Source organism: Pseudomonas sp. DVZ6, from assembly GCF_024259445.1.
In the GTDB taxonomy this organism is placed as follows: Bacteria; Pseudomonadota; Gammaproteobacteria; order Pseudomonadales; family Pseudomonadaceae; genus Aquipseudomonas; species Aquipseudomonas peradeniyensis.
The window spans coordinates 1-20,969 of sequence record NZ_JANCLM010000034.1 but is presented as its reverse complement, the minus strand read 5'-3'; the positions used below and the strand labels follow the sequence as shown (position 1 = coordinate 20,969).

Genomic DNA, 20,969 nt, shown 5'->3' with positions numbered 1-20,969 from the left:
GCGCCGCAGGCCAGGCCTGCGGCGCCCTGGAGATTCTGTATGGCAAGTTTCACGCATACGGTGGGCCACCAGGTCTACCGCTTCGACAGCCTCAAAGAGGTGATGGCCAAGGCCAGCCCGGCGCGTTCGGGCGACTACCTGGCGGGGGTCGCCGCCAGCAACGACGGCGAGCGGGTGGCGGCGCAGATGGCCCTGGCCAACATCCCGCTCAAGCACTTCCTCAGCGAGGCGCTGATTCCTTATGAACAGGACGAAGTCACCCGCCTGATCATCGACACCCACGATGCGCAGGCCTTCGCCGCCGTCAGCCACCTGACCGTCGGCGGCCTGCGCGACTGGCTGCTGGGCGAGCAGGCCGACGAGCACAGCCTGCGCGCCCTGGCGCCAGGCCTGACGCCGGAAATGGCGGCGGCGGTATCGAAGATCATGCGCGTGCAGGACCTGGTGCTGGTGGCGCAGAAAATCCGCGTGGTCACCGCCTTTCGCGGCACCATGGGGCTGCGCGGGCGGCTGTCGACGCGCCTGCAGCCCAACCACCCGACCGACGAACCGGCCGGCATCGCCGCGAGCATCCTCGACGGCCTGCTGTACGGCAACGGCGACGCCATGATCGGCATCAACCCGGCCACCGACAGCATCGCCTCGATCTGCGCACTGCTGGAGATGCTCGACGCGATCATCCAGCGCTACGACATCCCCACCCAGTCCTGTGTGCTGACCCACGTCACCACCTCGATCGAGGCGATCAACCGTGGCGTGCCGCTGGACCTGGTGTTCCAGTCCATCGCCGGCACCGAGGCGGCCAACGCCGGCTTCGGCATCAACCTCAACGTGCTCCAGGAAGGCTACGAGGCGGGCCTGTCGCTCAAGCGCGGCACGCTCGGGCAGAACCTGATGTACTTCGAGACCGGCCAGGGCAGCGCGTTGTCGGCCAACGCCCACCACGGCGTCGACCAGCAGACCTGCGAGACCCGCGCCTACGCCGTGGCCCGCCACTTCAAGCCGTTCCTGGTCAACACAGTGGTCGGCTTCATCGGCCCGGAATACCTGTACAACGGCAAGCAGATCATCCGCGCCGGCCTCGAGGACCACTTCTGCGGCAAGCTGCTGGGCGTGCCGATGGGCTGCGACATCTGCTACACCAACCACGCCGAGGCCGACCAGGACGACATGGACACCCTGCTGACCCTGCTGGGCGTGGCCGGGATCAACTTCATCATGGGCATCCCCGGCTCCGACGACATCATGCTCAACTACCAGACCACCTCGTTCCACGACGCGCTCTACGCGCGCCAGACCCTGGGCCTGAAGCCCGGGCCGGAATTCGAGGCGTGGCTGGAGCGCACCGACATCTTCACCCAGGCCGACGGCCGCATCCGCTTCGGCGACAACCTGCCGCCAGCCTTCCGCCAGGCCCTGGCACAGCTGGCCTAGAGGTGACCATGGAACGACACACCCCCACTCCGGACAATCCCTGGCTGGCCCTGCGCAACCTCACCCCGGCGCGCATCGCCCTCGGCCGCACCGGCATCAGCCTGCCGACCGGCGCCCAGCTGGACTTCCAGTTCGCCCACGCCCAGGCCCGCGATGCCGTGCATCTGCCGTTCGACCACGTCGGCCTGCGCCAGCAGCTTGGCGAGCGCGGCCGCGACAGCCTGCTGCTGCACAGCGCCGCCAGCGACCGCCATCAGTACCTGCAACGCCCGGACCTTGGCCGGCGCCTGCACGAGGACTCGGCGCAGCGCCTGCGCGAGCATGCCCAGGCCAACCCCGACGGCGTAGACCTGGCGATCGTCGTCGCCGATGGTCTGTCGGCGTTGGCCGTGCACCGCCACACCCTGCCCTTCCTGAGCCGCTTCGAGGAGCAGGCCGCCGCCGATGGCTGGACCAGCGCCCCGGTTATATTGGTGGAGCAAGGCCGGGTCGCGGTGGCCGACGAAGTCGGTGAGCTGCTTGGCGCACGCATGACAGTCATGTTGATCGGCGAACGCCCGGGCTTGAGTTCGCCCGACAGCCTGGGGCTGTACTTCACCTACGCGCCCAAGGTCGGCCTGACCGACGCCTACCGCAACTGCATTTCCAACGTGCGCCTGGAAGGCCTGAGCTACGGCATGGCCGCCCACCGCCTGCTGTACCTGATGCGCGAAGCGTGCCGACGCCAGCTCTCGGGGGTGAATCTGAAGGACGAAGCAGAGGTCCATAGTATCGACAGTGAAGACTCTGCCGGAAAAAGCTCAAACTTCCTGCTCGGTGAAGGGTAAACAACATGTCACGGAAGGCGGATTGCGCTTCTGGCCTGCTTTAGGCAGCATGCCAGAGGACGCTGCAGGCAATCCGCCGTATCCCCAATGGACTCAGAGGCCCGCCCATGCGCATCATCCAGGCAACCTTGGAACACCTCGACCTGCTCACCCCGCTGTTCGTGAAATATCGCGAGTTCTATGGGCAATTGCCTTACCCGGACAGCTCACGATCCTTTCTCGAGAAGCGCCTCGAGCGCAAGGAATCGATCATCTACCTCGCCCTGCCCGTTGACGACGACGGCAAGTTACTGGGTTTCTGCCAGCTCTACCCAAGCTTCTCCTCGCTGTCACTCAAGCGCGTGTGGATCCTCAATGACATCTACGTGGCCGAGGACTCACGACGCATGCTGGTAGCGGACAACCTGATGCGCGAGGCCAAGAAGATGGCCAAGCAATCCAACGCCGTGCGCATGCGCGTGTCCACCAGCAGCGACAACGAAGTGGCGCGCAAGACTTATGAGTCCATGGGTTTTCGCAAGGACACCGAGTTCGAGAACTATATCTTGCCGATCAGTCAGGATTGAGCGATGCACGGGGCCACCGGCATACAAGATGACCGTACACGTACGCCTGTAGGAGCGGCCTTGTGCCGCTCCTACAGAGAATGCGCCTGGTCTGAAAGAGTCGTAACCCCTCGCTACAAACTCTCCGGGCACAATCCGGACTTCGCCGTATAATCCCCTTCCTGTCATGTGCGAAAAGTTACCCGCCTAGCCGGTAAACCTTCCCCAACCATGGCGCTGTCCGTCATCGCGCGCCCGTAGTAGCGGGTCAAGAACACAGGTGCTGTACATGGATTTCAACCCGCTGGACCTCATCCTGCATCTCGATGCCTACCTCGATCTGCTGGTCAACAACTACGGTCCCTGGATCTACGCCATTCTCTTCGCCGTGATCTTCTGCGAGACCGGCCTGGTGGTGATGCCGTTCCTGCCGGGCGACTCGCTGCTGTTCATCGCCGGCGCCGTGGCCGCTGGCGGCGGCATGGATCCGGTGCTGCTGGCCGGCCTGCTGATGACTGCGGCGATCCTCGGCGACAGCACCAACTACGTGATCGGGCGCACGGCGGGCGAACGCCTGTTCCGCAACCCCAACTCGAAGATCTTCCGCCAGGACTACCTGCAGCGCACCCACGAGTTCTATGAACGCCATGGCGGCAAGACCGTCACCCTGGCGCGCTTCCTGCCGATCCTGCGCACTTTCGCGCCGTTCGTCGCCGGTATCGCCCACATGCACTACCCGCGTTTCCTGGCCTTCAGCGTGGCCGGCTCGCTGCTGTGGGTAGGTGGCCTGGTGACCCTGGGCTACTTCTTCGGCAACGTACCGTTCATCAAGCAGCACCTGTCGTTGATGGTGGTCGCCATCATCATCCTGTCGCTGGTGCCGATGATCCTCGGCCTGTTGCGCGGTCGCCTGGGCCGTACGGCCAAGGCCCACTGAGCGGCGCATGTGGTCCTTCAGCGCCTGGCGCCGCCGGCGCACCCTGGCCCGTTATCCAGTCGACCCGCGCATGTGGCAGGTGGTCCGCGAGCGCCTGCCGCTGCTGGATGGTATCAGCGACGAGGAAGACCGCTGGCTGCGTGAAGCCAGCGTGCTGTTCCTGCATGACAAGCACCTGACTACCCTGCCGGGCGTCGAGCTGGACGACGAGCAGCGCCTGTTCCTCGCCGCCCAGGCCCAATTGCCGCTGCTGCACCTGGGCGAGCTGAACTGGTACCAGGGCTTCCACGAGATCATCCTCTACCCCGACGACTTCAAGAGCCCTCAGCGCCACCGCGACGCCAGCGGCGTCGAGCACGTGTGGGATGCCGAGCACAGTGGCGAAGCCTGGCAGCAGGGCCCGGTGATCCTGGCCTGGCCCGGGGTCCTGGCCAGCGGCGGCTGGGAAGCCTACAACCTGGTGATCCACGAGCTGGCGCACAAGCTGGACATGCTCAACGGCGACGCCAACGGCCTGCCGCCCCTGCACCACGGCATGCGCGTCGAGGACTGGGCCCAGGCCATGCAGCAGGCCTATGACGCGATGAATCGCCAGCTCGATGCCGACCCGGACGCCGAAACGGCCATCGATCCCTACGCCGCGGAAAACCCTGCCGAGTTCTTTGCCGTCACCAGTGAATACTTCTTCAGCGCCCCCGATCTGCTGCACCAGGCTTACCCGCAGGTCTACCAGCAGCTGTCGCTGTTCTATCGCCAGGATCCGCTCGAGCGTCTGATGCACCTTCAGGCCGAACACCCGGACTACCGCGAAAGCCACGCCTGAACGCCCGCACATCAGGCCGGACGTGGCACCCACCGTGGGAATGTGCCTATAATCGCCGCCACTTTTTTGTTCAAACACGGGGGCATTGCCCAATGAGCTACAGCAAGATTCCAGCCGGCAAAGACCTGCCGAACGACATCTACGTCGCCATCGAAATCCCGGCCAACCACGCGCCGATCAAGTACGAGATCGACAAGGACAGCGATGCCCTGTTCGTCGACCGTTTCATGGCCACCCCGATGTTCTACCCGGCCAACTACGGCTACATCCCCAACACCCTGGCCGACGACGGTGATCCGCTGGACGTGCTGGTCGTTACCCCGTACCCGGTTGCCCCAGGCTCGGTGATCCGCGCCCGTCCGGTCGGCATCCTGAACATGACCGACGACGGCGGCGGCGACGCCAAGGTCATCGCTGTTCCGCACGACAAGCTGAGCCAGCTCTACGTTGACGTGAAGGAATACACCGACCTGCCAGCCCTGCTGATCCAGCAGATCGAGCACTTCTTCGCGAACTACAAGGATCTCGAGAAGGGCAAATGGGTCAAGATCGAAGGCTGGGAAGGCGCCGACGCCGCCCGCGCCGCGATCACCAAGTCGGTCGCTGCCTACAAGGGCTGAGCCTGACACAAGAAAAGCCCTGCTTCGGCAGGGCTTTTTCATGGGCGTTCGGCAACGGACATTGCCCAACGCAGGCGCTATAAAGGCGCAATATCAGGCCCTGAACTGCCCCAGGCTGGCCCGCAACTGCGCCGCCAGGTCGTCCAGCACCTTGCTGCTGGCCGTGGTCTGCATCACTACCTCGGCCGAACGCTCAGCCTGGGCATGGATGTTCTCCACCCGCCCACGTACCGCCTGCGCGCCATTGGCCTGCTGCTCCGCCGCACGGGTGGCCAGGCCGATCGCCGCATGCACCTGTTCCACTGCCGCCTGCACCGACTGCTGGCGCCGCTCGTTGTCGCGCAGCACCAGCAGGCCCTCGCTGGCCTGGCGCCCAGCCTGGCTGATGGTCGCCACCGCCTCCTTGGCCCCCTGCTGCAAGGCGGCGATATGCGACTGGATATCCCCGGTCGAACTCTGCGTCTTGCTCGCCAGCGCCCGCACCTCGTCGGCCACCACGGCGAAGCCGCGCCCGGTTTCCCCGGCCCGCGCCGCCTCAATGGCGGCGTTCAGCGCCAACAGATTGGTCTGCTCGGCGATACCATGGATCACCGTCAACACCACCTCGATCTGTTCGCTCTGCTTGGCCAGCCGCTCGATCACCTGGGAGCCCGTCTGTACCTCACCGGCCAGGTTCTCGATCAACCGCGCCAGCTGGGTAGAGGCGCGGCTGTTCTCATCGGTGGCCTGGCGAATGTCCACCACCTGCTGCAACGCCGCCTGCATGGCATGGCTCTCGGCCTGGGCCTCGTCGGCCATGCTCGACAGGTCGCGCAGGCTGGCCGCCACTTCGTCGCGCTGCAGCGCAGCGGCAGCATCGGCCCCCGCGTTGCGCTGGGCCATGCTGCCGATCTCCACGCCAGTGCGCTGTGCCACCTCACCGGCCTCGCGAACGATGGGCTGGAGCTTGTCGACGAAGCGGTTGACCGCCGAGGCCATGTCACCGATCTCGTCACGGCTGTCGAGCTTGACCCGCTTGGTCAGGTCGCCCTCGCCCGCGGCCAGGTCGTTCAGCGCGGCGATCAGCAGGCCGAGCTTGCTCAGTACCCGGCGCCCGAGCACCACCGCCACCACCAGCAGCACGCCCAACCCGACCAGCACCAGGCCCAGGCCGATGCGCCAGCGCAGCTCGGCGGCGGCATCGCGCACGGTCTGCGCGGTATTGGCCTGCATCGCCGTGGCGCTGTTCTGGGCCGTCTCCAACCGCGCGCGCAGGGCCTTGCCGCTGTCGGCGGCGGCAGCCACCAGGCTGTCGCCGACCAGTTGCTCGCCGCTGGCGATCAGTGCGGCGAATCGCTGGTCGAGGGCCTTGAGCTCCTGGTCGACGCCCGCGGTGGAGACGCCCATCAGCACCTTGCCGATCTCGGCACCGTTGGGGTTGATCGAGGCCTCGACGTAGTACACCGACGGGTCCTTGCGTGCGGCATCCAGCACCTTGTCCAGCGCCCGCTCGCCCTGCCCCTTGTCCATCAACGCCTGGTTGATCGGGTTCTGCCGGTTGAGGTAGCGGGTCAGGTGCTGGCCCTGGGCGTCGTCATAGATGACGAACAGCACGTTGGGATTGCGCTGGGCACGGCGGGCGAAGTCCGACAGCGTCGGCACGTCGTTGTCCCAGATCGCCCGCGGCGCTACCGAGGCCAGCAGCTCGGCCATGTCGTTGGCCGAATCCTTGAGGTTCTTCTCCAGGGTCGCGCGCAACTGTTGCTGTTCGCCCTGCAGCCGCTCGGAAAGGCCCGCGCTGAGGCGCTGGCGAGTACTGGCCGACAGGCTGTCGAGCCCGGCGCGGACATCCTGCCCGGCCTGCTCGAGTTCGGCGGCCAGTTTCTGGCTGTCGTTGCCCAGGCGCGCCCCCAAATCGGCCTCCAGGGCGGTGACCGTGCTCCGTGTCAGTGCAACGGCGACCAGCACCTGCACCAGAAGAGCGATACCAAGCGCAACAAACACAGGCCGCAAGAGGCGGCTTCGTAACAGTGAAAGGATGGCAGACACGTTGTAACCCTCGTGTTTCTGGCGCCATTACTTTGATGGCATCATCAGAAGCTTCTTACAGCAAGGGTTGTGCCGAAGGCAGCAGGTAAAAATGCCAGGTCGGGCGGCATCTGTACCTGTGACAGAGTTGAAAGCAAAGCAACATCTCTGTGGGAGCGGGTTTACCCGCGAATGCAATGCTGGATTCGCCGCCGCATTCGCGGGTAAACCCGCTCCCACAGAGACTCGACAGTACTGCCATACAGAAACAAAAACGCCGCGTTCCCTTGCGGGAACGCGGCGTTCAATCAGCTACCGAAGCGGCCGATCAGGCAAACGGATGACGCAGCACGATGGTCTCGTTGCGGTCCGGGCCGGTCGAGATGATGTCGATCGGCGCGCCGACCAGCTCCTCGATACGCTTGATGTAGTTGCGCGCGGCTTGCGGCAGCTCTTCCAGGGTTTTCACGCCCAGGGTCGACTCGCTCCAGCCCGGCATCTCTTCGTACACCGGCTCCAGGCCGATATAGCTGTCGGCATCGGACGGCGCGTCGATGACGGCACCGTTCTCGTTCTTGTAGCCAACGCAGATGTTGATGGTTTCCAGGCCGTCCAGTACGTCCAGCTTGGTCAGGCAGATGCCCGAGATGCTGTTGACGTCGATGGCGCGACGCAGGATGACGGCGTCGAACCAGCCGCAACGACGGGCGCGGCCGGTAGTCGAGCCGAACTCGTGACCACGCTTGGCCAGGGTGGCGCCGGTCTCGTCGAACAGTTCGGTCGGGAACGGACCGGAACCGACGCGAGTGGTGTACGCCTTGGTGATGCCCAGGATGTAGTCCAGGTACATCGGGCCAACGCCGGAACCGGTGGAGATGCCGCCGGCGGTGGTGTTGGAGCTGGTGACGTACGGGTAGGTACCGTGGTCGATGTCCAGCAGCGAGCCCTGGGCGCCTTCGAACATGATGTCCTTGCCGGCGCGGCGCAGGTTGTGCAGTTCGGCGGTGACGTCGAGCATCATCGGCTTGAGCTGCTCGGCGTAGGCCATGCACTCGTCCAGGGTCTGCTGGAAGTCGATGGCCGGCTCTTTGTAGTAGTTCACCAGCTGGAAGTTGTGGTAGTCCAGCAGCTCACCGAGCTTGGCGGCGAAACGCTCGCGGTGGAACAGGTCGCCGACGCGCAGGCCGCGACGGGCCACCTTGTCTTCGTAGGCCGGGCCGATGCCACGACCGGTGGTGCCGATCTTGGCTTCGCCACGGGCCTTCTCACGGGCCTGGTCGAGGGCCACATGGTACGACAGGATCAGCGGGGCGGCCGGGCTGATGCGCAGGCGCTCGCGCACTGGCACGCCCTTCTCTTCCAGCTTGGTGATTTCACGCATCAGGGCGTCAGGAGCAACGACCACGCCGTTGCCGATCAGGCACTGCACGCCTTCACGCAGGATGCCAGAGGGAATCAGGTGCAGAACGGTCTTCTCACCGTTGATCACCAGGGTGTGGCCCGCGTTGTGGCCACCTTGGTAGCGCACTACGGCGGCAGCATGTTCGGTCAGCAGATCGACGATCTTGCCTTTGCCCTCATCACCCCACTGGGTGCCCAGGACGACGACATTCTTACCCATAACACTTGTCCTCATTCACGCAACTTGGTTGCCGGCCCACTGCCGGCGAAGAATCTCAATGGGTCAGCGGCAGAACCTGCCAACGCCCGTCTTGCTGAATCAATTGCCGATCACAATCCGCTTCGAAGGCAGCACTCAACGGCTGGCCAGGCAGGGCCTGGACCACACGCTGGCCTTCGTTGCGCAACTGGCAGACTTGCTGCCAGAGGGCCGCATCGCTGCTGTCGGGCATCCAGATGCCGCCAGCAGGCAATACGACCTCCGCTCGCCCCAGTGTGACCAGGGTCTTCAAATCCGTGGAGAATCCGGTGGCCGGGCGTGCCCGGCCGAAATCGGCACCGATGTCGTCGTAGCGACCGCCCTGGGCGATCGACTGACCTTCGCCCGGCACGAACACCGCGAACACCACGCCGGTGTGATAGTTGTAGCCGCGCAGCTCGCCGAGGTCGAAGTACAACGGCAGGTCCGGGTAGCGCGACGCCAGGCGATCAGCGATCGCCAGCAGGTCGTCCAGCGCCGCCAGCACGCTGGCCGGGGCACGGCCCAGGCGCACACGGGCCTCGGCCAGCACTTCACGGCCGCCGCACAACTCGACCAGGGCGCGCAGCATGTTGCCCAGGTCCTTCGGCAGGTCGGCGGTGAGCGCCTGCACTTCGTCGACCGCCTTGCGCTGCAGGGCGTCGAACAGCTGCTGCTCGACCGCGCCAGACAGGTTGACGGCGCGGGCCAGGCCGCGGTAGATACCGACGTGGCCAAGGTCCATGTGCACATCCGGCACATCGGTCAGCTGCAGCGTGGCGAGCATCAGGCTGATGACCTCGACATCACTGGTGGGGCTGGCGTCGCCGTACAGCTCGGCGCCCAGTTGGATCGGGCTGCGCGAGGTGGACAGGGCACGCGGTTGCGCGTGCAGCACGCTGCCGGCGTAGCACAGGCGGCTCGGGCCTTCACGGCGCAAGGTGTGGGCGTCGATACGCGCCACCTGCGGGGTGAAGTCGGCACGGAAGCCCATCAGGCGGCCGGACTGTGGGTCGACGACCTTGAAGGTGCGCTGGTCCAGGTCCTGGCCGGCGCCGGTGAGCAGCGACTCCAGGTACTCGATATGCGGCGTGACGACCAGTTCGTAACCCCAACTCTGGAACAGGTCCAACACCTGACGCCGCGCGATCTCGATGCGCGCGGCCTCAGGTGGCAGTACTTCCTCGATGCCATCTGGCAGCAGCCAGCGGTCTACCGTTGCCATTACGCCATTTCCCCTCTGGTCCGGGCGGCCTGCCCGCAGGCGAGCCGTGAGTAAAGCAGGCGTTGGCGCACAATAGCGGGCAGCACCGATCCCAGCGCAACCACCGTACCCAACACCCTCGAATTGCCTTGCGTCCTGACCAAACCGTCAACAAGCCATGGGCCGATCAACCTTGCAGACGCAAAAAAGCCGGGAATTTCCCGGCTGCCGCATCATACACCCCTTTTCATTCAGGATGCACCCCGCCTGGCATTTTAGCTGCCAGACGGGGCGCCCCGTCATGAGAGCAGCATCAGGGCTTGCTCTTGTCCAGGTAACGGAAGAACTCGTTCTTCGGGTCCAGGACCAGTACGTCGCTCTTGCTCGAGAAGCTCTCGCGGTAGGCCTGCAGGCTACGGTGGAACGCATAGAAATCAGCGTCCTGGCTGTAGGCCTTGGCGTAGATGGAGGCCGCCTGGGCGTCGCCATCACCGCGGGTCTCTTCCGCTTCACGATACGCCTCGGCCAGCAGCACGCGGCGCTGACGGTCGGCGTCGGCACGAATACCTTCGGCCAGCTCGTTACCCTTGGCGCGGTGCTCGCGAGCCTCACGCTCACGCTCGGTGCTCATGCGGTCAAACACGCTACGGTTGACTTCCTTCGGCAGATCGATGGCCTTGACGCGAACGTCGACCACTTCGATACCCAGCTCCTTGCTGGCCATGCGGTTCAGCGAAGCGGTGATGTCAGCCATCAACGCGTCACGCTCACCGGACACCACTTCGTGCAGGGTGCGTTTACCGAACTGGTCACGCAGGCCGCTTTCCAGACGACGCGACAGACGCTCGTCGGCGATCTGCTTCATGCCCGAGGTCGCGGTGTAGAAGCGCTCGGCGTCCTTGACCCGCCACTTGGCGTAGGCATCGACCATCACCGCCTTCTTCTCCAGGGTCAGGAAACGCTGGGTCGGGGCGTCGAGGGTCATCAGGCGGGCATCGAACTTGCGCACCTGGTTCACGTACGGCACCTTCACGTGCAGGCCGGGCTGGACATCAGCCTTGACCACGCGGCCGAACTGCAGCAATACCGCGCGCTCGGTCTGCGAGACGATGTAGAAGCAGTTCCAGGCGACGATCGCCAGCACCACGGCGCCAATCAGGGCGAACAGCGATTTATTGCTCATCAGCGGCTCTCCCTGGAACGCAGCGGCGGTTGTTGTTGCAGGTCCTGCGCGGCACGTGCGGCGGCGTCGTTGACCGACGGCGAAACTCCGCTGACCGGCGCTGGCGTGCTGTTGCGGCTGCCTTCGACCATCTTGTCCAGTGGCAGGTAGAGCAGGTTGTTCTGCCCGTCCTTGGTCGCCACCATGACCTTGCTGGAGTTGCTGTACACCTCCTGCATGGTTTCCAGGTACAGACGCTGACGGGTCACGTCCGGCGCCTTGCGGTACTCGGCAACCAGCTTGGTGAAGCGATCGGCCTCACCCTTGGCACGGGCGATTACCTCATCGCGGTAGCCATTGGCGTCCTCGATGATGCGCTGCGCCTGACCGCGGGCCTCGGGCACCACGCCGTTGGCGTAGGACTCGGCCTGGTTGCGCGCACGCTGTTCGTCTTCACGGGCACGGATCACGTCGTCGAAGGCTTCCTGTACTTCACGCGGAGCTGCCGCGCTCTGCACGTTGACCTGGGTGACGGTGATACCGGTGCGGTAGGTGTCGAGGAAACGCTGCAGACGCTCGCGGATGTCCACGGCCATCTGCTCGCGGCCTTCGGTCAGCACCTGGTCCATCGAGGTGGAACCCACCACGTGGCGCAGGGCGCTGTCGGTCGCATGCTGCAGGCTGACTTCCGGCTGGTCGACGTTGAGCACGAAGTCCTGCAGGTTGCTGATGCGGTACTGCACGGTCAGCGGCACCTCGACGATGTTCTCGTCTTCGGTGAGCATCTGGCCCTGCTTGGTGTAAGCCCGCTCGCGAGTCACGTTTTCCATGTACTTGCGGTCGATCGGCGGGAAGTAGATGTTCAGGCCGGGACCGACGGTCTCGTAGTACTTGCCGAAGCGCAGCACCACGGCCTGCTCCTGCTCGTCCACCACGTACACGGCGTTGTACAGCCAGATGGCCGCCAGCACCGCCAGGCCGATACCCAGCAAGCCATAGCTGCCGCCCTTGCCGATATTGCGGTCGCCACCGCCACCGCGTTTCTTGCCACTGCCGAACATGCCGTTCAGGCTGTCCTGCAGCTTGCGGAAGGCCTCGTCGAGATCCGGTGGACCTTTCTTGTCGCCACCACCGCCGCCGCCGTTACGGCGACCGCCCCAGGGATCCTGATTGTTCGAGTTGCCACCCGGCTCGTTCCAAGCCATAGCGCTCTCCATCTGATAAAGCAAAGACGCGCCCACGGCGCGCCGTCCAATGCTACAGAATGCCTGTCACCGCTGCCCGACGACCTCGACGGGCATTTATTGCAAAGTGTGTTGCTCGACAAACACTTGCGGCTCCATGCCTTCGCGGCTGACCAGGCGATTCAACTCGACCCTGGGCAGTCGCACGCTCAGCAGGCTGCGCCCTTCTTCATCATGCTCTTCACTCTGCACGGCACCCAGGGCAAAGAATTGCGCGCGCAGGCGGGCAAACCGTTGCTCCAGGCACAGGGTTCCAACATACAGGTCGTCCCCCAGCAACTCGGCAATCGCCTGGCCAACCAGCTCCAGGCCTCGACCATCGCGTGCCGATACCCAGACCCGCTGCGGCTTGCCATCGGCATCGCGCTGGATCTGCGGCTCGACATCTTCGAGCAGGTCGAGTTTGTTATAGACCTCGAGGATCGGCAAGCTCTCGGCCCCGATCTCACCCAATACCGCCAGCACCTGCTCGATCTGCTCCATGCGCTCGGGCTCATGGGCGTCGATCACGTGCAGCAGCAGGTCGGAGTTGCTCGACTCTTCGAGCGTAGCCCGAAATGCCTCGACCAGCTTGTGCGGCAGGTGGCGAATGAAGCCCACGGTGTCGGCCAGCACGATCGGTCCCAGGTCGGCCAGTTCGAGCCGGCGCAAGGTCGGGTCGAGGGTGGCGAACAACTGGTCCGCGGCATACACGTCGGATTGCGTCAGGGCGTTGAACAAGGTCGACTTGCCGGCGTTGGTGTAGCCCACCAGCGAAACCGACGGAATGTCCGCGCGTTTGCGCCCGCGACGGGCCTGCTCACGCTGGCTGCGCACCTTCTCAAGGCGTGCCTTGATCTGGCGCAGACGCACCCGCAGCAGGCGGCGGTCGGTTTCCAGCTGGGTCTCGCCCGGGCCGCGCAGGCCAATACCACCTTTCTGTCGCTCAAGGTGGGTCCAGCCGCGCACCAGCCGCGTGCTCATGTGCTCGAGCTGGGCCAGTTCGACCTGCAGCTTGCCTTCGTGAGTACGCGCCCGTTGGGCGAAGATATCGAGAATCAGCCCGGTACGGTCCAGCACGCGACACTCGAAGACACGTTCGAGGTTGCGTTCCTGGCTGGGCGTGAGGGTGTGATTGAAAATCACCAGATCGGCTTCGGCCGAATGGACCAGGTCGCGTAGCTCCTCGACCTTGCCGCTGCCGATCAGAAACTTGGCGGTGGGCTGATGCCGCGCCACTGTTACCAGCGAAACGATATCGGCTCCGGCCGACAGCGCCAGCTCCTGAAACTCCTGCGGGTCTTCGCGCGCCTCAGGGTTCTGACCTTCCAAGTGAACGAGCAGCGCTCGCTCACCACCACCGTGGCGCTCAAAGAACAATGCAGGCTCCTACTATTTTCAAGCGTTGCCTGGCTCGCTGTCACCGTGCTCGGCATCGGTCGGGCTTGGCAGGCGAACCGGACGTGCCGGGACGACGGTCGAAATGGCGTGCTTGTAGACCATCTGGCTGACGGTATTCTTCAGCAGCACGACGAACTGGTCGAAGGATTCGATCTGGCCCTGCAGCTTGATCCCGTTGACCAGATAGATCGAAACCGGGACTTTTTCTTTTCTCAAGGTGTTCAAGTAAGGGTCTTGTAGCGAATGCCCTTTTGACATATGCCGCACTCCTGTAAGGATCAATAGTAGAAAAACTGGAAATTCGATGATTCATGCCGTTTTTCGTAAGAATAGACGGCTATAAGCAGGGACTCAGCTCAATATGGAGACGGCCCCAAGGTATTTCAAGGTGCGGGACAGATTGTCGCAGGCCAGGCTATCCAGCCAGTGCACGCCTTCCCAGCCGCGCAACCAGGTGAACTGCCGCTTGGCCAGCTGGCGCGTGGCAATGATACCGCGTTCACGCATCTCATTCTCAGTCAGCTGACCGTCGAGATAATCCCAGACCTGTCGATAGCCCACTGCCCGTATAGACGGCAGCCCCGCGTGCAAGTCACTTCTGGCACGCAGCGATCGGACCTCATCGACGAAGCCCTGTTCCAGCATCTGCGAAAATCGTAGCGCAATTCGCTGATGCAAAATGTGACGATCTGTAGGAGCAATCGCCAAACTCGCGACAGTATAGGGCAAATGCCCGTTCGCGCCTGCGTCTGCGTCGCGACTTTCCGCGAATTGACGCTGGCGGTGGGCGGTCATGCTCTCGCCGCTCACCCGGTATACCTCGAGCGCGCGGATAAGACGCTGCGGGTCATTCGGATGGATGCGCGCGGCTGATTCCGGGTCGACTTCGGCCAGTTGCCGATGCAATTCAGCCAGCCCCAGCGCACTTGCCTGCGCCTCGAGCTCGGCGCGCACGGCGGCGTCGGCCGGTGGCATGTCAGCCAGACCATCGACCAGGGCCTTGTAATAGAGCATGGTGCCGCCCACCAGCAGCGGGATCTTGCCGCGCGCGGTGATCTCGGCCATGGCTTCAAGGGCGTCGGTGCAGAACTGCTTGGCCGAATAGCTTTCGACCGGGTCAAGAATGTCGATCAGCCGATGCGGATGAGCGGCCAGGATCTCTTTCGAAGGTTTGGCAGTGCCAATATCCATGCCGCGATAGACCAACGCCGAATCGACGCTGATCAGCTCGCAGGGCAGCACCTGGGTCAGCTCGATGGCAAGGTCGGTCTTGCCGGCCGCAGTCGGTCCCATGAGGAATATCGCCGGGGGTTTTGCGCTCATCTTATCGGCCCCGCAGGAACAGCTTGTCCAGGTCGTCCAGGCCCATCTGGGTCCAGGTCGGCCGGCCATGGTTGCACTGGCCGCTGCGCTCGGTGTTCTCCATGTCGCGCAGCAGCGCGTTCATCTCCGGGATGGCCAGGCGCCGATTGGCGCGCACCGCGCCGTGGCAGGCCATGGTCCCGAGCAGTTCGTTCAGGTGCGCCTGGATACGGTCGCTGGTGCCGTATTCCATCAGGTCGGCAAGCACGTCCTGGACCAGACGGTTAGCCTCGGCCTGCTTGAGCAGCGCCGGGATCTGGCGGATCGCCAGGGTTTCCGGGCCCAGGCGCTGCAGCTCGAAGCCCAGGCGCTGGAACCACTGGGCGTGCTCCTCGGCGCAATCGGCCTCGCGCTGGCTCAGCGCCAGCGACTCGGGCACCAGCAGCGGCTGGCCGCTCAGGCCCTCGCTGGCCATGGCCACCTTCAGACGCTCGTACATGATCCGCTCATGGGCGGCGTGCATGTCCACCAGCACCAGGCCGACGGCGTTCTCGGCGAGGATATAGATACCCTTGAGCTGCGCCAGGGCGTAGCCCAGCGGCGGGATGTCGCCCTGGCTTTCCGGCAGCGCGTTTGGCGTGGCGGCAGCGTTGTCCAGCGGCGCGTAGAACTCGCGGTACACCGCCTGGGCCTCGCCGACGTTGACTGGCTGCGCGGGACGCGGGGTGTACTGGTACTGATAACCGGCGCCAGAGCCGCCGGAGGAAAAGGCCGGCCGCGCCTCGCCCTGGGGTTGTTCGAGCACCGGCGAAGCCAGGCGCATCTCGCCCTGCGGGCCGAACTCGCCGGCCTGCAGACCGCTAGGGCGAAGCATCTCGCTGGTCGCGGCGGGCGCGGCGAGCTGGTCCTCCGGACGCACGTCGGCCAGGGCGCGGTGCAGGGTGCCATAAAGGAAGTCGTGGACCGTGCGCCCTTCGCGGAAGCGCACCTCGTGCTTGGTCGGGTGTACGTTGACGTCCACCCCGGTCGGGTCGCACTCGAGGAACAGTACGAAAGTCGGGTGCCGGCCATTGAACAGCACGTCGCGATAGGCCTGGCGCACCGCGTGGGCGACCAGCTTGTCGCGCACGGCGCGGCCATTGACGAAGAAGTACTGCAGGTCGGCCTGGCTGCGCGAGAAGGTCGGCAGGCCGACCCAGCCCCACAGCCGCAGGCCGTTGCGCTCGACGTCGATCGGCAGCGCTTGTTCGAGAAAGCCCGGACCACAGATGGTGCCCACGCGCCGCGCGCGGGCCATCTCGTCGGCTGCTTCGTGCAGGCTGAAGATGGTCTTGCCGTTGTGGCGCAGGTGGAAGCCGACATCAAAGCGCGCCAGCGCCAGGCGCCGGATCACTTCCTGCAGGTGATCGAACTCGGTCTTCTCGGCCTTGAGAAACTTGCGTCGGGCCGGGGTGTTGAAAAACAGGTCGCGCACTTCGACCGAGGTGCCGACCGGATGCGCGGCAGGCTGCACCCGCGGCGTCATCTCGCGCCCTTCGGTTTCCACCTGCCAGGCTTCGCTGGCGTCGGCGGTACGCGAGGTCAGGGTCAGGCGCGCCACCGAGCTGATCGAGGCCAGGGCCTCGCCGCGAAAACCGAGGCTGAGCACGCCTTCGAGGTCCTCCAGTTCGCGGATCTTGCTGGTGGCGTGGCGCGCCAGGGCCAGCGGCAGGTCGTCCGGGGCGATGCCGCTGCCGTTGTCGCGCACCCGCAGCAACTTCACGCCACCCTGCTCGACCTCGACCTCGATGCGCCGGGCACCGGAGTCGAGGCTGTTTTCCAGCAGCTCCTTGGCCACCGACGCGGGGCGCTCGACCACCTCGCCGGCGGCGATCTGGTTGGCCAGCCGCGGGCTGAGCAGCTGGATACGCGAACCGCCACTCATTGCTGGGACGCCAGGGCGGTGGTGGGGATATCCAGGTGCTGGCCGACCTTCAGCTCGTCGGTTTTCAGGCTGTTGCTGCTGCGCAGGCTGGCAACGCTGACCTGGTAGCGCACCGCGATCATCGCCAGGGTCTCGCCGGGACGCACGGTGTGCTCACGCGGCCCCTGGGCGATCTTGCCGCTGTCGCGCAGCCAGGCGATGTAGGTGCCCGGTGGCGGGTTCTGCTGGAAGAACTGGCGCACGCCGGTGTGGATCGAGCGCGCCAGTGCCTGCTGATGGCTACGTGTCGCCAGCTTGGCGGCCTCGTTGGCGTTGGAGATGAAGCCGGTCTCGACCAGGATCGACGGAATGTCCGGCGATTTCAGCACCATGAATCCGGCCTGTTCCACGCGCTGCTTGTGCAGCGGCGTGACCCGCCCCATGTTGCCCAGCACCTTCTGGCCGACGTTGAGACTGGAGCTGAGGGTGGCGGTCATCGACAGGTCGAGCAGCACACCGGCCAGCATGCGGTCCTTGTCGTCGAGGCTGACATTGCCGGCACCGCCGATCAGGTCGGAGCGGTTTTCCGTGTCGGCCAGCCAGCGGGCGGTCTCGGAGGTGGCGCCACGGTCGGACAGGGCGAACACCGAGGCGCCGAAGGCGGCCTTGGACGGCGCGGCGTCGGCGTGGATCGAGACGAACAGGTCGGCGCCTTTCTTGCGGGCGATCTCGGTGCGCTTGCGCAGCGGGATGAAGTAATCGCCGGTACGGGTCAGCTCGGCGCGGTAGCCCTTCTCGGAGTTGATCTGGCGCTGCAGCTCCTTGGCGATATCCAGCACGATGTCTTTCTCGTGCTGGCCGCGCGAGCCGGACGCGCCCGGGTCTTCGCCACCGTGGCCGGCATCGATGGCAACCACGATGTCACGCTTGCCGGCCGGCGCCGGCGGCAGCTTGATCGCCGGTTGCGCCGGGGTGACCGGCACCGCCGGCGTGGTGGCCGGAGGCTGCGGCGTCGGTGGCGGGGTCGGGTTGCTGGCGGCGATAGCGTCAGCTTCCTGGTCGTACAGGTCGACCACCAGGCGGTTGCCGTACTGGGCATTCGGCGCCAGGACGAAGCTTTTGGGCGAGACGGCCTTTTTCAGGTCGACCACCACCCGCAGGTCGGTGGGCGTGCGTTGGGCCGAGCGCACGCTGGTGATCGGCGTGTTCGAGGTGGAGACGTTCAGCGGCGCGCCCAGGGTCGCGCCGTTGATGTCGATCACCAGGCGATCGGGTGCGGTCAGGGTAAAGACGCTGTGCTGCACAGGCCCGGACAGGTCGAAGACCAGCCGCGTGTTGTCCGGAGCGCGCCACAGGCGCATGCTCTTGACTTGAGTGACGGCCAGAGCGTCAACGGTCACCGCGGTCAGCAGCAGCCCAACGACGGCGACCAGTGCGCGTATGCGCATACCTTTCCCCACTTACTGTTTGAATTCTTTGGCCAGAACGGCACACCAGGCTTCGCCGCGTGCCCCCTGCGGCGACAGGTTCAGCGAACGTCCGCCCGCTTGCGGGCTTATGGTAATGGTCAGGTCGGGCTTTGGCAAAACGCCCGCGCCTTTATCCGGCCATTCGAACAGACACAACGCATCGCCCTCGAAATAGTCGCGAATGCCCAGGTACTCGAGCTCCTCCGGATCGACCAGACGATAGAGGTCGAAATGGAAGGCGCGGATGTCGCCTATCTCGTAGGGTTCGACCACGGTGAAAGTCGGGCTTTTCACCGGGCCGTCGTGGCCCAGGCCGCGGATCAGGCCACGGGACAGCGTGGTCTTGCCGGCGCCCAGGTCGCCTTCGAGAAAGATCACGCCATGACCTTTGGTCACTTCGGCCAGCTTGGCGCCAAAGGCGACGGTGGCTGGCTCGTCGGCCAGAAACAGGGTTACACCTGACACGCTGAATGCTCCTCCAATAACGCTCTAATGACCGGGACCAGATCACTGGCCGCCAGCCCTCTGCCTTTGACACCCAGGCGCTCGCCCGCGCAGGCATGCAACCATACCCCCAGGCACGCGGCCTGCCAGGCGTCCAGCCCCTGGGCCAGCAACGCCGCCAGCACGCCGGTAAGCACATCGCCCAACCCGGCACCAGCCATGGCCGGGTGCCCTCGCCCGCACTGCGCCAGTTGCCCGGCCGGGTCGGCCACCAGCGTGCCCGCGCCCTTGAGCACGCAGACGCTGGCGTAGCGCCGCGCCAGCTTGCGCGCGGCGCCCGGCCGGTCGGCCTGCACCGCCTCGGTGGAGATGCCCAGCAGCCGCGCCGCCTCGCCCGGGTGCGGGGTGAGGATGCTGCCGCTGGGCAACGCCAGTGGCGCAGCGGCCAGCAGATTGAGGGCATCGGCGTCCCACACCTGCGGCAGGTGCGCATGGCTCACCGCCGACAGCAGGCTGCGGCCCCAGGCCGCCTGGCCCAGGCCGGGACCGACCACCAGCACCGAGGCCCGTGCGAGCGGGCCAAGCAGCTGGTTGGCTGAGCTCACGCCCTGCCACATCACCTCCGGCAGGCGGGCCAGCCCTGCGCCGACGTGCTCGGCACGGGTCGCCACGCTGACCAGGCCGGCGCCGCAACGCAGCGCTGCCTCACTGCTGAGCATCACTGCGCCGCCGGTGCCCAGGTCGCCGCCAATCACCAGCACATGGCCGAAATCGCCCTTGTGGGCATCGGCGGCGCGGGGCGGCAGCCCGGCCAAGGTCAGGCTACTCAGCAGTAATGGGGGGTGTTTGGTCTGAGGCATGGGGTCAAAGGCTCCGATGTCTGGCAGAATTATACGCACCTCCGCTCGTAATGCTTGTTCATCCATGTCCGCCAATCTCCCAGACATCGCCACACTGGCCCAATCGATCAAGGATTGGGGCCGCGAACTCGGTTTTGCCCATGTCGGCATCGCCGGCGTCGACCTTGGCGAGCACGAACAGCACCTGCAGCGCTGGCTGGCTGCCGGCTACAACGGCGAGATGGAGTACATGGGCGACCATGGCCACAAGCGCTCGCGCCCGGCCGAGCTGATCCCCGGCACGCTGCGGGTGCTTTCGCTGCGCATGGACTACCTGCCCGGCGACACGCAGATGGCCAAGCGCCTGGCGGAACCGGAAAAGGCCTACATCTCGCGCTACGCCCTGGGCCGCGATTACCACAAGCTGGTGCGCAAACGCGTGCAGCACTTCGCCGATCGCATCCAGGAGGCCATCGGCCCCTTTGGCTACCGTGCCTTCGTCGACAGCGCCCCGGTGCTGGAGAAGGCCCTGGCCCAGGAGGCCGGCCTGGGCTGGATCGGCAAGAACACCCTGTTGCTCAACCGCAAGGCCGGCAGCTATTTCTTCCTGGCCGAGCTGTTCGTCGACCTGCCGCTGCCGATTGATGGCGTGCAAGGTAGCGACCATTGCGGGCGCTGCCAGGCGTGCCTGGACATCTGTCCGACCCAGGCTTTTGTTGGGCCTTACCAGCTCGATGCGCGGCGTTGCATTTCGTACCTGACTATCGAATTGCGCGGTGCCATTCCGCTGGAACTGCGGCCATTGATTGGTAACCGGGTGTTCGGTTGCGACGATTGCCAGATCGTCTGTCCTTGGAACCGTTTCGCCAAGACCACTACCGAAGACGACTTCATGCCCCGCCGGGGGCTGGACAATATCGAGCTGGCCGAGCTGTTCCTGTGGGATGAAAAGCGTTTTCTCGGCTGCACCGAGGGTTCGCCCCTGCGGCGGGCGGGGTATGAGCGGTTTTTGCGTAACCTGGCGGTGGGCCTGGGGAATGCGCCTTCGACCATTCCCGTCTTGGAAGCGCTCAACGCGCGGCGGGATGATCCTTCGGAGCTGGTACGCGAGCACGTGGAGTGGGCCCTGGCTCGCCACGACGCCCTTTGACGCTTGCTGCCTTTTGCTTTTGCTTTTGCTTTTGCTTTTG

General features: G+C 65.2%; 19 protein-coding genes. 7 read left to right on the top strand and 12 right to left on the bottom strand.

Annotated elements, in window-relative coordinates; all coding sequences use genetic code 11:
- The first annotated feature begins 39 nt into the window (after positions 1 to 39).
- From NMG10_RS19010 to ppa, 6 genes are all read left to right on the top strand, one after another.
- On the top strand, positions 40 to 1,434 hold the full coding sequence (locus NMG10_RS19010; protein ID WP_254464903.1) for an ethanolamine ammonia-lyase subunit EutB: 1,395 nt from the start codon (positions 40 to 42) through the stop codon (positions 1,432 to 1,434).
- 8 nt (positions 1,435 to 1,442) lie between these two features.
- Positions 1,443 to 2,261, top strand: a complete 819-nt coding sequence (gene eutC / locus NMG10_RS19005) for an ethanolamine ammonia-lyase subunit EutC (protein ID WP_232857392.1) — start codon at positions 1,443 to 1,445, stop codon at positions 2,259 to 2,261.
- A 107-nt stretch (positions 2,262 to 2,368) separates the two neighbouring features.
- Entirely contained in the window at positions 2,369 to 2,827 is a 459-nt protein-coding gene (locus NMG10_RS19000; protein WP_203648178.1) for a GNAT family N-acetyltransferase, read from the top strand.
- Positions 2,828 to 3,095: 268 nt separating this feature from the next.
- Positions 3,096 to 3,743: a DedA family protein gene (locus tag NMG10_RS18995; RefSeq protein ID WP_234562164.1), complete on the top strand. Its 648-nt coding sequence runs from the start codon at positions 3,096 to 3,098 to the stop codon at positions 3,741 to 3,743.
- 7 nt (positions 3,744 to 3,750) lie between these two features.
- On the top strand, positions 3,751 to 4,566 hold the full coding sequence (locus tag NMG10_RS18990; RefSeq protein ID WP_203648180.1) for a zinc-dependent peptidase: 816 nt from the start codon (positions 3,751 to 3,753) through the stop codon (positions 4,564 to 4,566).
- A 92-nt stretch (positions 4,567 to 4,658) separates the two neighbouring features.
- Positions 4,659 to 5,186: an inorganic diphosphatase gene (gene ppa / locus NMG10_RS18985; protein ID WP_203648181.1), complete on the top strand. Its 528-nt coding sequence runs from the start codon at positions 4,659 to 4,661 to the stop codon at positions 5,184 to 5,186.
- 93 nt (positions 5,187 to 5,279) lie between these two features.
- On the opposite strand, the gene NMG10_RS18980 is transcribed toward ppa, so the two are convergent.
- The 12 genes from NMG10_RS18980 to NMG10_RS18925 all read right to left on the bottom strand — a co-directional run bounded on the left by NMG10_RS18980 (position 5,280) and on the right by NMG10_RS18925 (position 19,800).
- Positions 5,280 to 7,214, bottom strand: coding sequence for a methyl-accepting chemotaxis protein (locus NMG10_RS18980; protein WP_050707136.1), 1,935 nt, complete (start codon positions 7,212 to 7,214; stop codon positions 5,280 to 5,282).
- A gap of 307 nt (positions 7,215 to 7,521) precedes the next feature.
- On the bottom strand, positions 7,522 to 8,814 hold the full coding sequence (locus tag NMG10_RS18975; protein ID WP_028688256.1) for an adenylosuccinate synthase: 1,293 nt from the start codon (positions 8,812 to 8,814) through the stop codon (positions 7,522 to 7,524).
- 55 nt (positions 8,815 to 8,869) lie between these two features.
- Entirely contained in the window at positions 8,870 to 10,057 is a 1,188-nt protein-coding gene (locus tag NMG10_RS18970) for an ATP phosphoribosyltransferase regulatory subunit (protein ID WP_254464901.1), read from the bottom strand.
- Positions 10,058 to 10,349: 292 nt separating this feature from the next.
- Positions 10,350 to 11,219, bottom strand: a complete 870-nt coding sequence (gene hflC / locus NMG10_RS18965; RefSeq protein WP_203648182.1) for a protease modulator HflC — start codon at positions 11,217 to 11,219, stop codon at positions 10,350 to 10,352.
- On the bottom strand, positions 11,219 to 12,403 hold the full coding sequence (hflK, locus tag NMG10_RS18960) for an FtsH protease activity modulator HflK (protein WP_110734900.1): 1,185 nt from the start codon (positions 12,401 to 12,403) through the stop codon (positions 11,219 to 11,221). The genes hflC and hflK overlap by 1 nt, the downstream gene beginning before the upstream one ends.
- A gap of 96 nt (positions 12,404 to 12,499) precedes the next feature.
- A complete protein-coding gene (hflX, locus tag NMG10_RS18955) occupies positions 12,500 to 13,801 on the bottom strand; it encodes a ribosome rescue GTPase HflX (RefSeq protein WP_023629895.1) in 1,302 nt (433 codons plus the stop codon).
- A gap of 18 nt (positions 13,802 to 13,819) precedes the next feature.
- A complete protein-coding gene (gene hfq, locus NMG10_RS18950) occupies positions 13,820 to 14,080 on the bottom strand; it encodes an RNA chaperone Hfq (protein ID WP_203648183.1) in 261 nt (86 codons plus the stop codon).
- A 93-nt stretch (positions 14,081 to 14,173) separates the two neighbouring features.
- Positions 14,174 to 15,145 carry a tRNA (adenosine(37)-N6)-dimethylallyltransferase MiaA gene (miaA, locus tag NMG10_RS18945; protein WP_203648184.1) on the bottom strand — a complete coding sequence of 324 codons (972 nt, stop codon included), beginning with the start codon at positions 15,143 to 15,145 and terminating at the stop codon, positions 14,174 to 14,176.
- Between the two features lies 1 nt (position 15,146).
- Entirely contained in the window at positions 15,147 to 17,048 is a 1,902-nt protein-coding gene (gene mutL, locus NMG10_RS18940) for a DNA mismatch repair endonuclease MutL (RefSeq protein WP_254464899.1), read from the bottom strand.
- Entirely contained in the window at positions 17,045 to 18,475 is a 1,431-nt protein-coding gene (locus NMG10_RS18935; RefSeq protein WP_203648186.1) for an N-acetylmuramoyl-L-alanine amidase, read from the bottom strand. Before NMG10_RS18935 ends, mutL begins: the two co-directional genes overlap by 4 nt.
- Positions 18,476 to 18,487: 12 nt before the next feature.
- Positions 18,488 to 18,961 (bottom strand): tRNA (adenosine(37)-N6)-threonylcarbamoyltransferase complex ATPase subunit type 1 TsaE, encoded by a 474-nt coding sequence (tsaE, locus tag NMG10_RS18930; RefSeq protein ID WP_203648187.1) that lies wholly within the window; start codon positions 18,959 to 18,961, stop codon positions 18,488 to 18,490.
- Positions 18,949 to 19,800: an NAD(P)H-hydrate dehydratase gene (locus tag NMG10_RS18925; RefSeq protein WP_232857396.1), complete on the bottom strand. Its 852-nt coding sequence runs from the start codon at positions 19,798 to 19,800 to the stop codon at positions 18,949 to 18,951. Before NMG10_RS18925 ends, tsaE begins: the two co-directional genes overlap by 13 nt.
- 64 nt (positions 19,801 to 19,864) lie before the next feature.
- Between NMG10_RS18925 and queG the strand changes: the two genes are divergently transcribed.
- Positions 19,865 to 20,929 carry a tRNA epoxyqueuosine(34) reductase QueG gene (gene queG / locus NMG10_RS18920; protein ID WP_232857398.1) on the top strand — a complete coding sequence of 355 codons (1,065 nt, stop codon included), beginning with the start codon at positions 19,865 to 19,867 and terminating at the stop codon, positions 20,927 to 20,929.
- Positions 20,930 to 20,969: the final 40 nt, after the last annotated feature.

What these genes read in the sequence shown, in the direction of transcription:
- NMG10_RS19010 (WP_254464903.1), top strand. Translation starts at nt 40, where the DNA reads ATGGCAAGTTTCACGCATACGGTGGGCCACCAGGTCTACCGCTTCGAC.
- NMG10_RS18995 (WP_234562164.1), top strand. Translation starts at nt 3,096, where the DNA reads ATGGATTTCAACCCGCTGGACCTCATCCTGCATCTCGATGCCTACCTC.
- NMG10_RS18970 (WP_254464901.1), bottom strand. Translation starts at nt 10,057, where the DNA reads ATGGCAACGGTAGACCGCTGGCTGCTGCCAGATGGCATCGAGGAAGTA.
- hflK (WP_110734900.1), bottom strand. Translation starts at nt 12,403, where the DNA reads ATGGCTTGGAACGAGCCGGGTGGCAACTCGAACAATCAGGATCCCTGG.
- NMG10_RS18975 (WP_028688256.1), bottom strand. Translation starts at nt 8,814, where the DNA reads ATGGGTAAGAATGTCGTCGTCCTGGGCACCCAGTGGGGTGATGAGGGC.
- NMG10_RS18990 (WP_203648180.1), top strand. Translation starts at nt 3,751, where the DNA reads ATGTGGTCCTTCAGCGCCTGGCGCCGCCGGCGCACCCTGGCCCGTTAT.
- hfq (WP_203648183.1), bottom strand. Translation starts at nt 14,080, where the DNA reads ATGTCAAAAGGGCATTCGCTACAAGACCCTTACTTGAACACCTTGAGA.
- NMG10_RS18925 (WP_232857396.1), bottom strand. Translation starts at nt 19,800, where the DNA reads ATGCCTCAGACCAAACACCCCCCATTACTGCTGAGTAGCCTGACCTTG.
- eutC (WP_232857392.1), top strand. Translation starts at nt 1,443, where the DNA reads ATGGAACGACACACCCCCACTCCGGACAATCCCTGGCTGGCCCTGCGC.
- hflC (WP_203648182.1), bottom strand. Translation starts at nt 11,219, where the DNA reads ATGAGCAATAAATCGCTGTTCGCCCTGATTGGCGCCGTGGTGCTGGCG.
- ppa (WP_203648181.1), top strand. Translation starts at nt 4,659, where the DNA reads ATGAGCTACAGCAAGATTCCAGCCGGCAAAGACCTGCCGAACGACATC.
- miaA (WP_203648184.1), bottom strand. Translation starts at nt 15,145, where the DNA reads ATGAGCGCAAAACCCCCGGCGATATTCCTCATGGGACCGACTGCGGCC.
- NMG10_RS19000 (WP_203648178.1), top strand. Translation starts at nt 2,369, where the DNA reads ATGCGCATCATCCAGGCAACCTTGGAACACCTCGACCTGCTCACCCCG.
- mutL (WP_254464899.1), bottom strand. Translation starts at nt 17,048, where the DNA reads ATGAGTGGCGGTTCGCGTATCCAGCTGCTCAGCCCGCGGCTGGCCAAC.
- NMG10_RS18935 (WP_203648186.1), bottom strand. Translation starts at nt 18,475, where the DNA reads ATGCGCATACGCGCACTGGTCGCCGTCGTTGGGCTGCTGCTGACCGCG.
- queG (WP_232857398.1), top strand. Translation starts at nt 19,865, where the DNA reads ATGTCCGCCAATCTCCCAGACATCGCCACACTGGCCCAATCGATCAAG.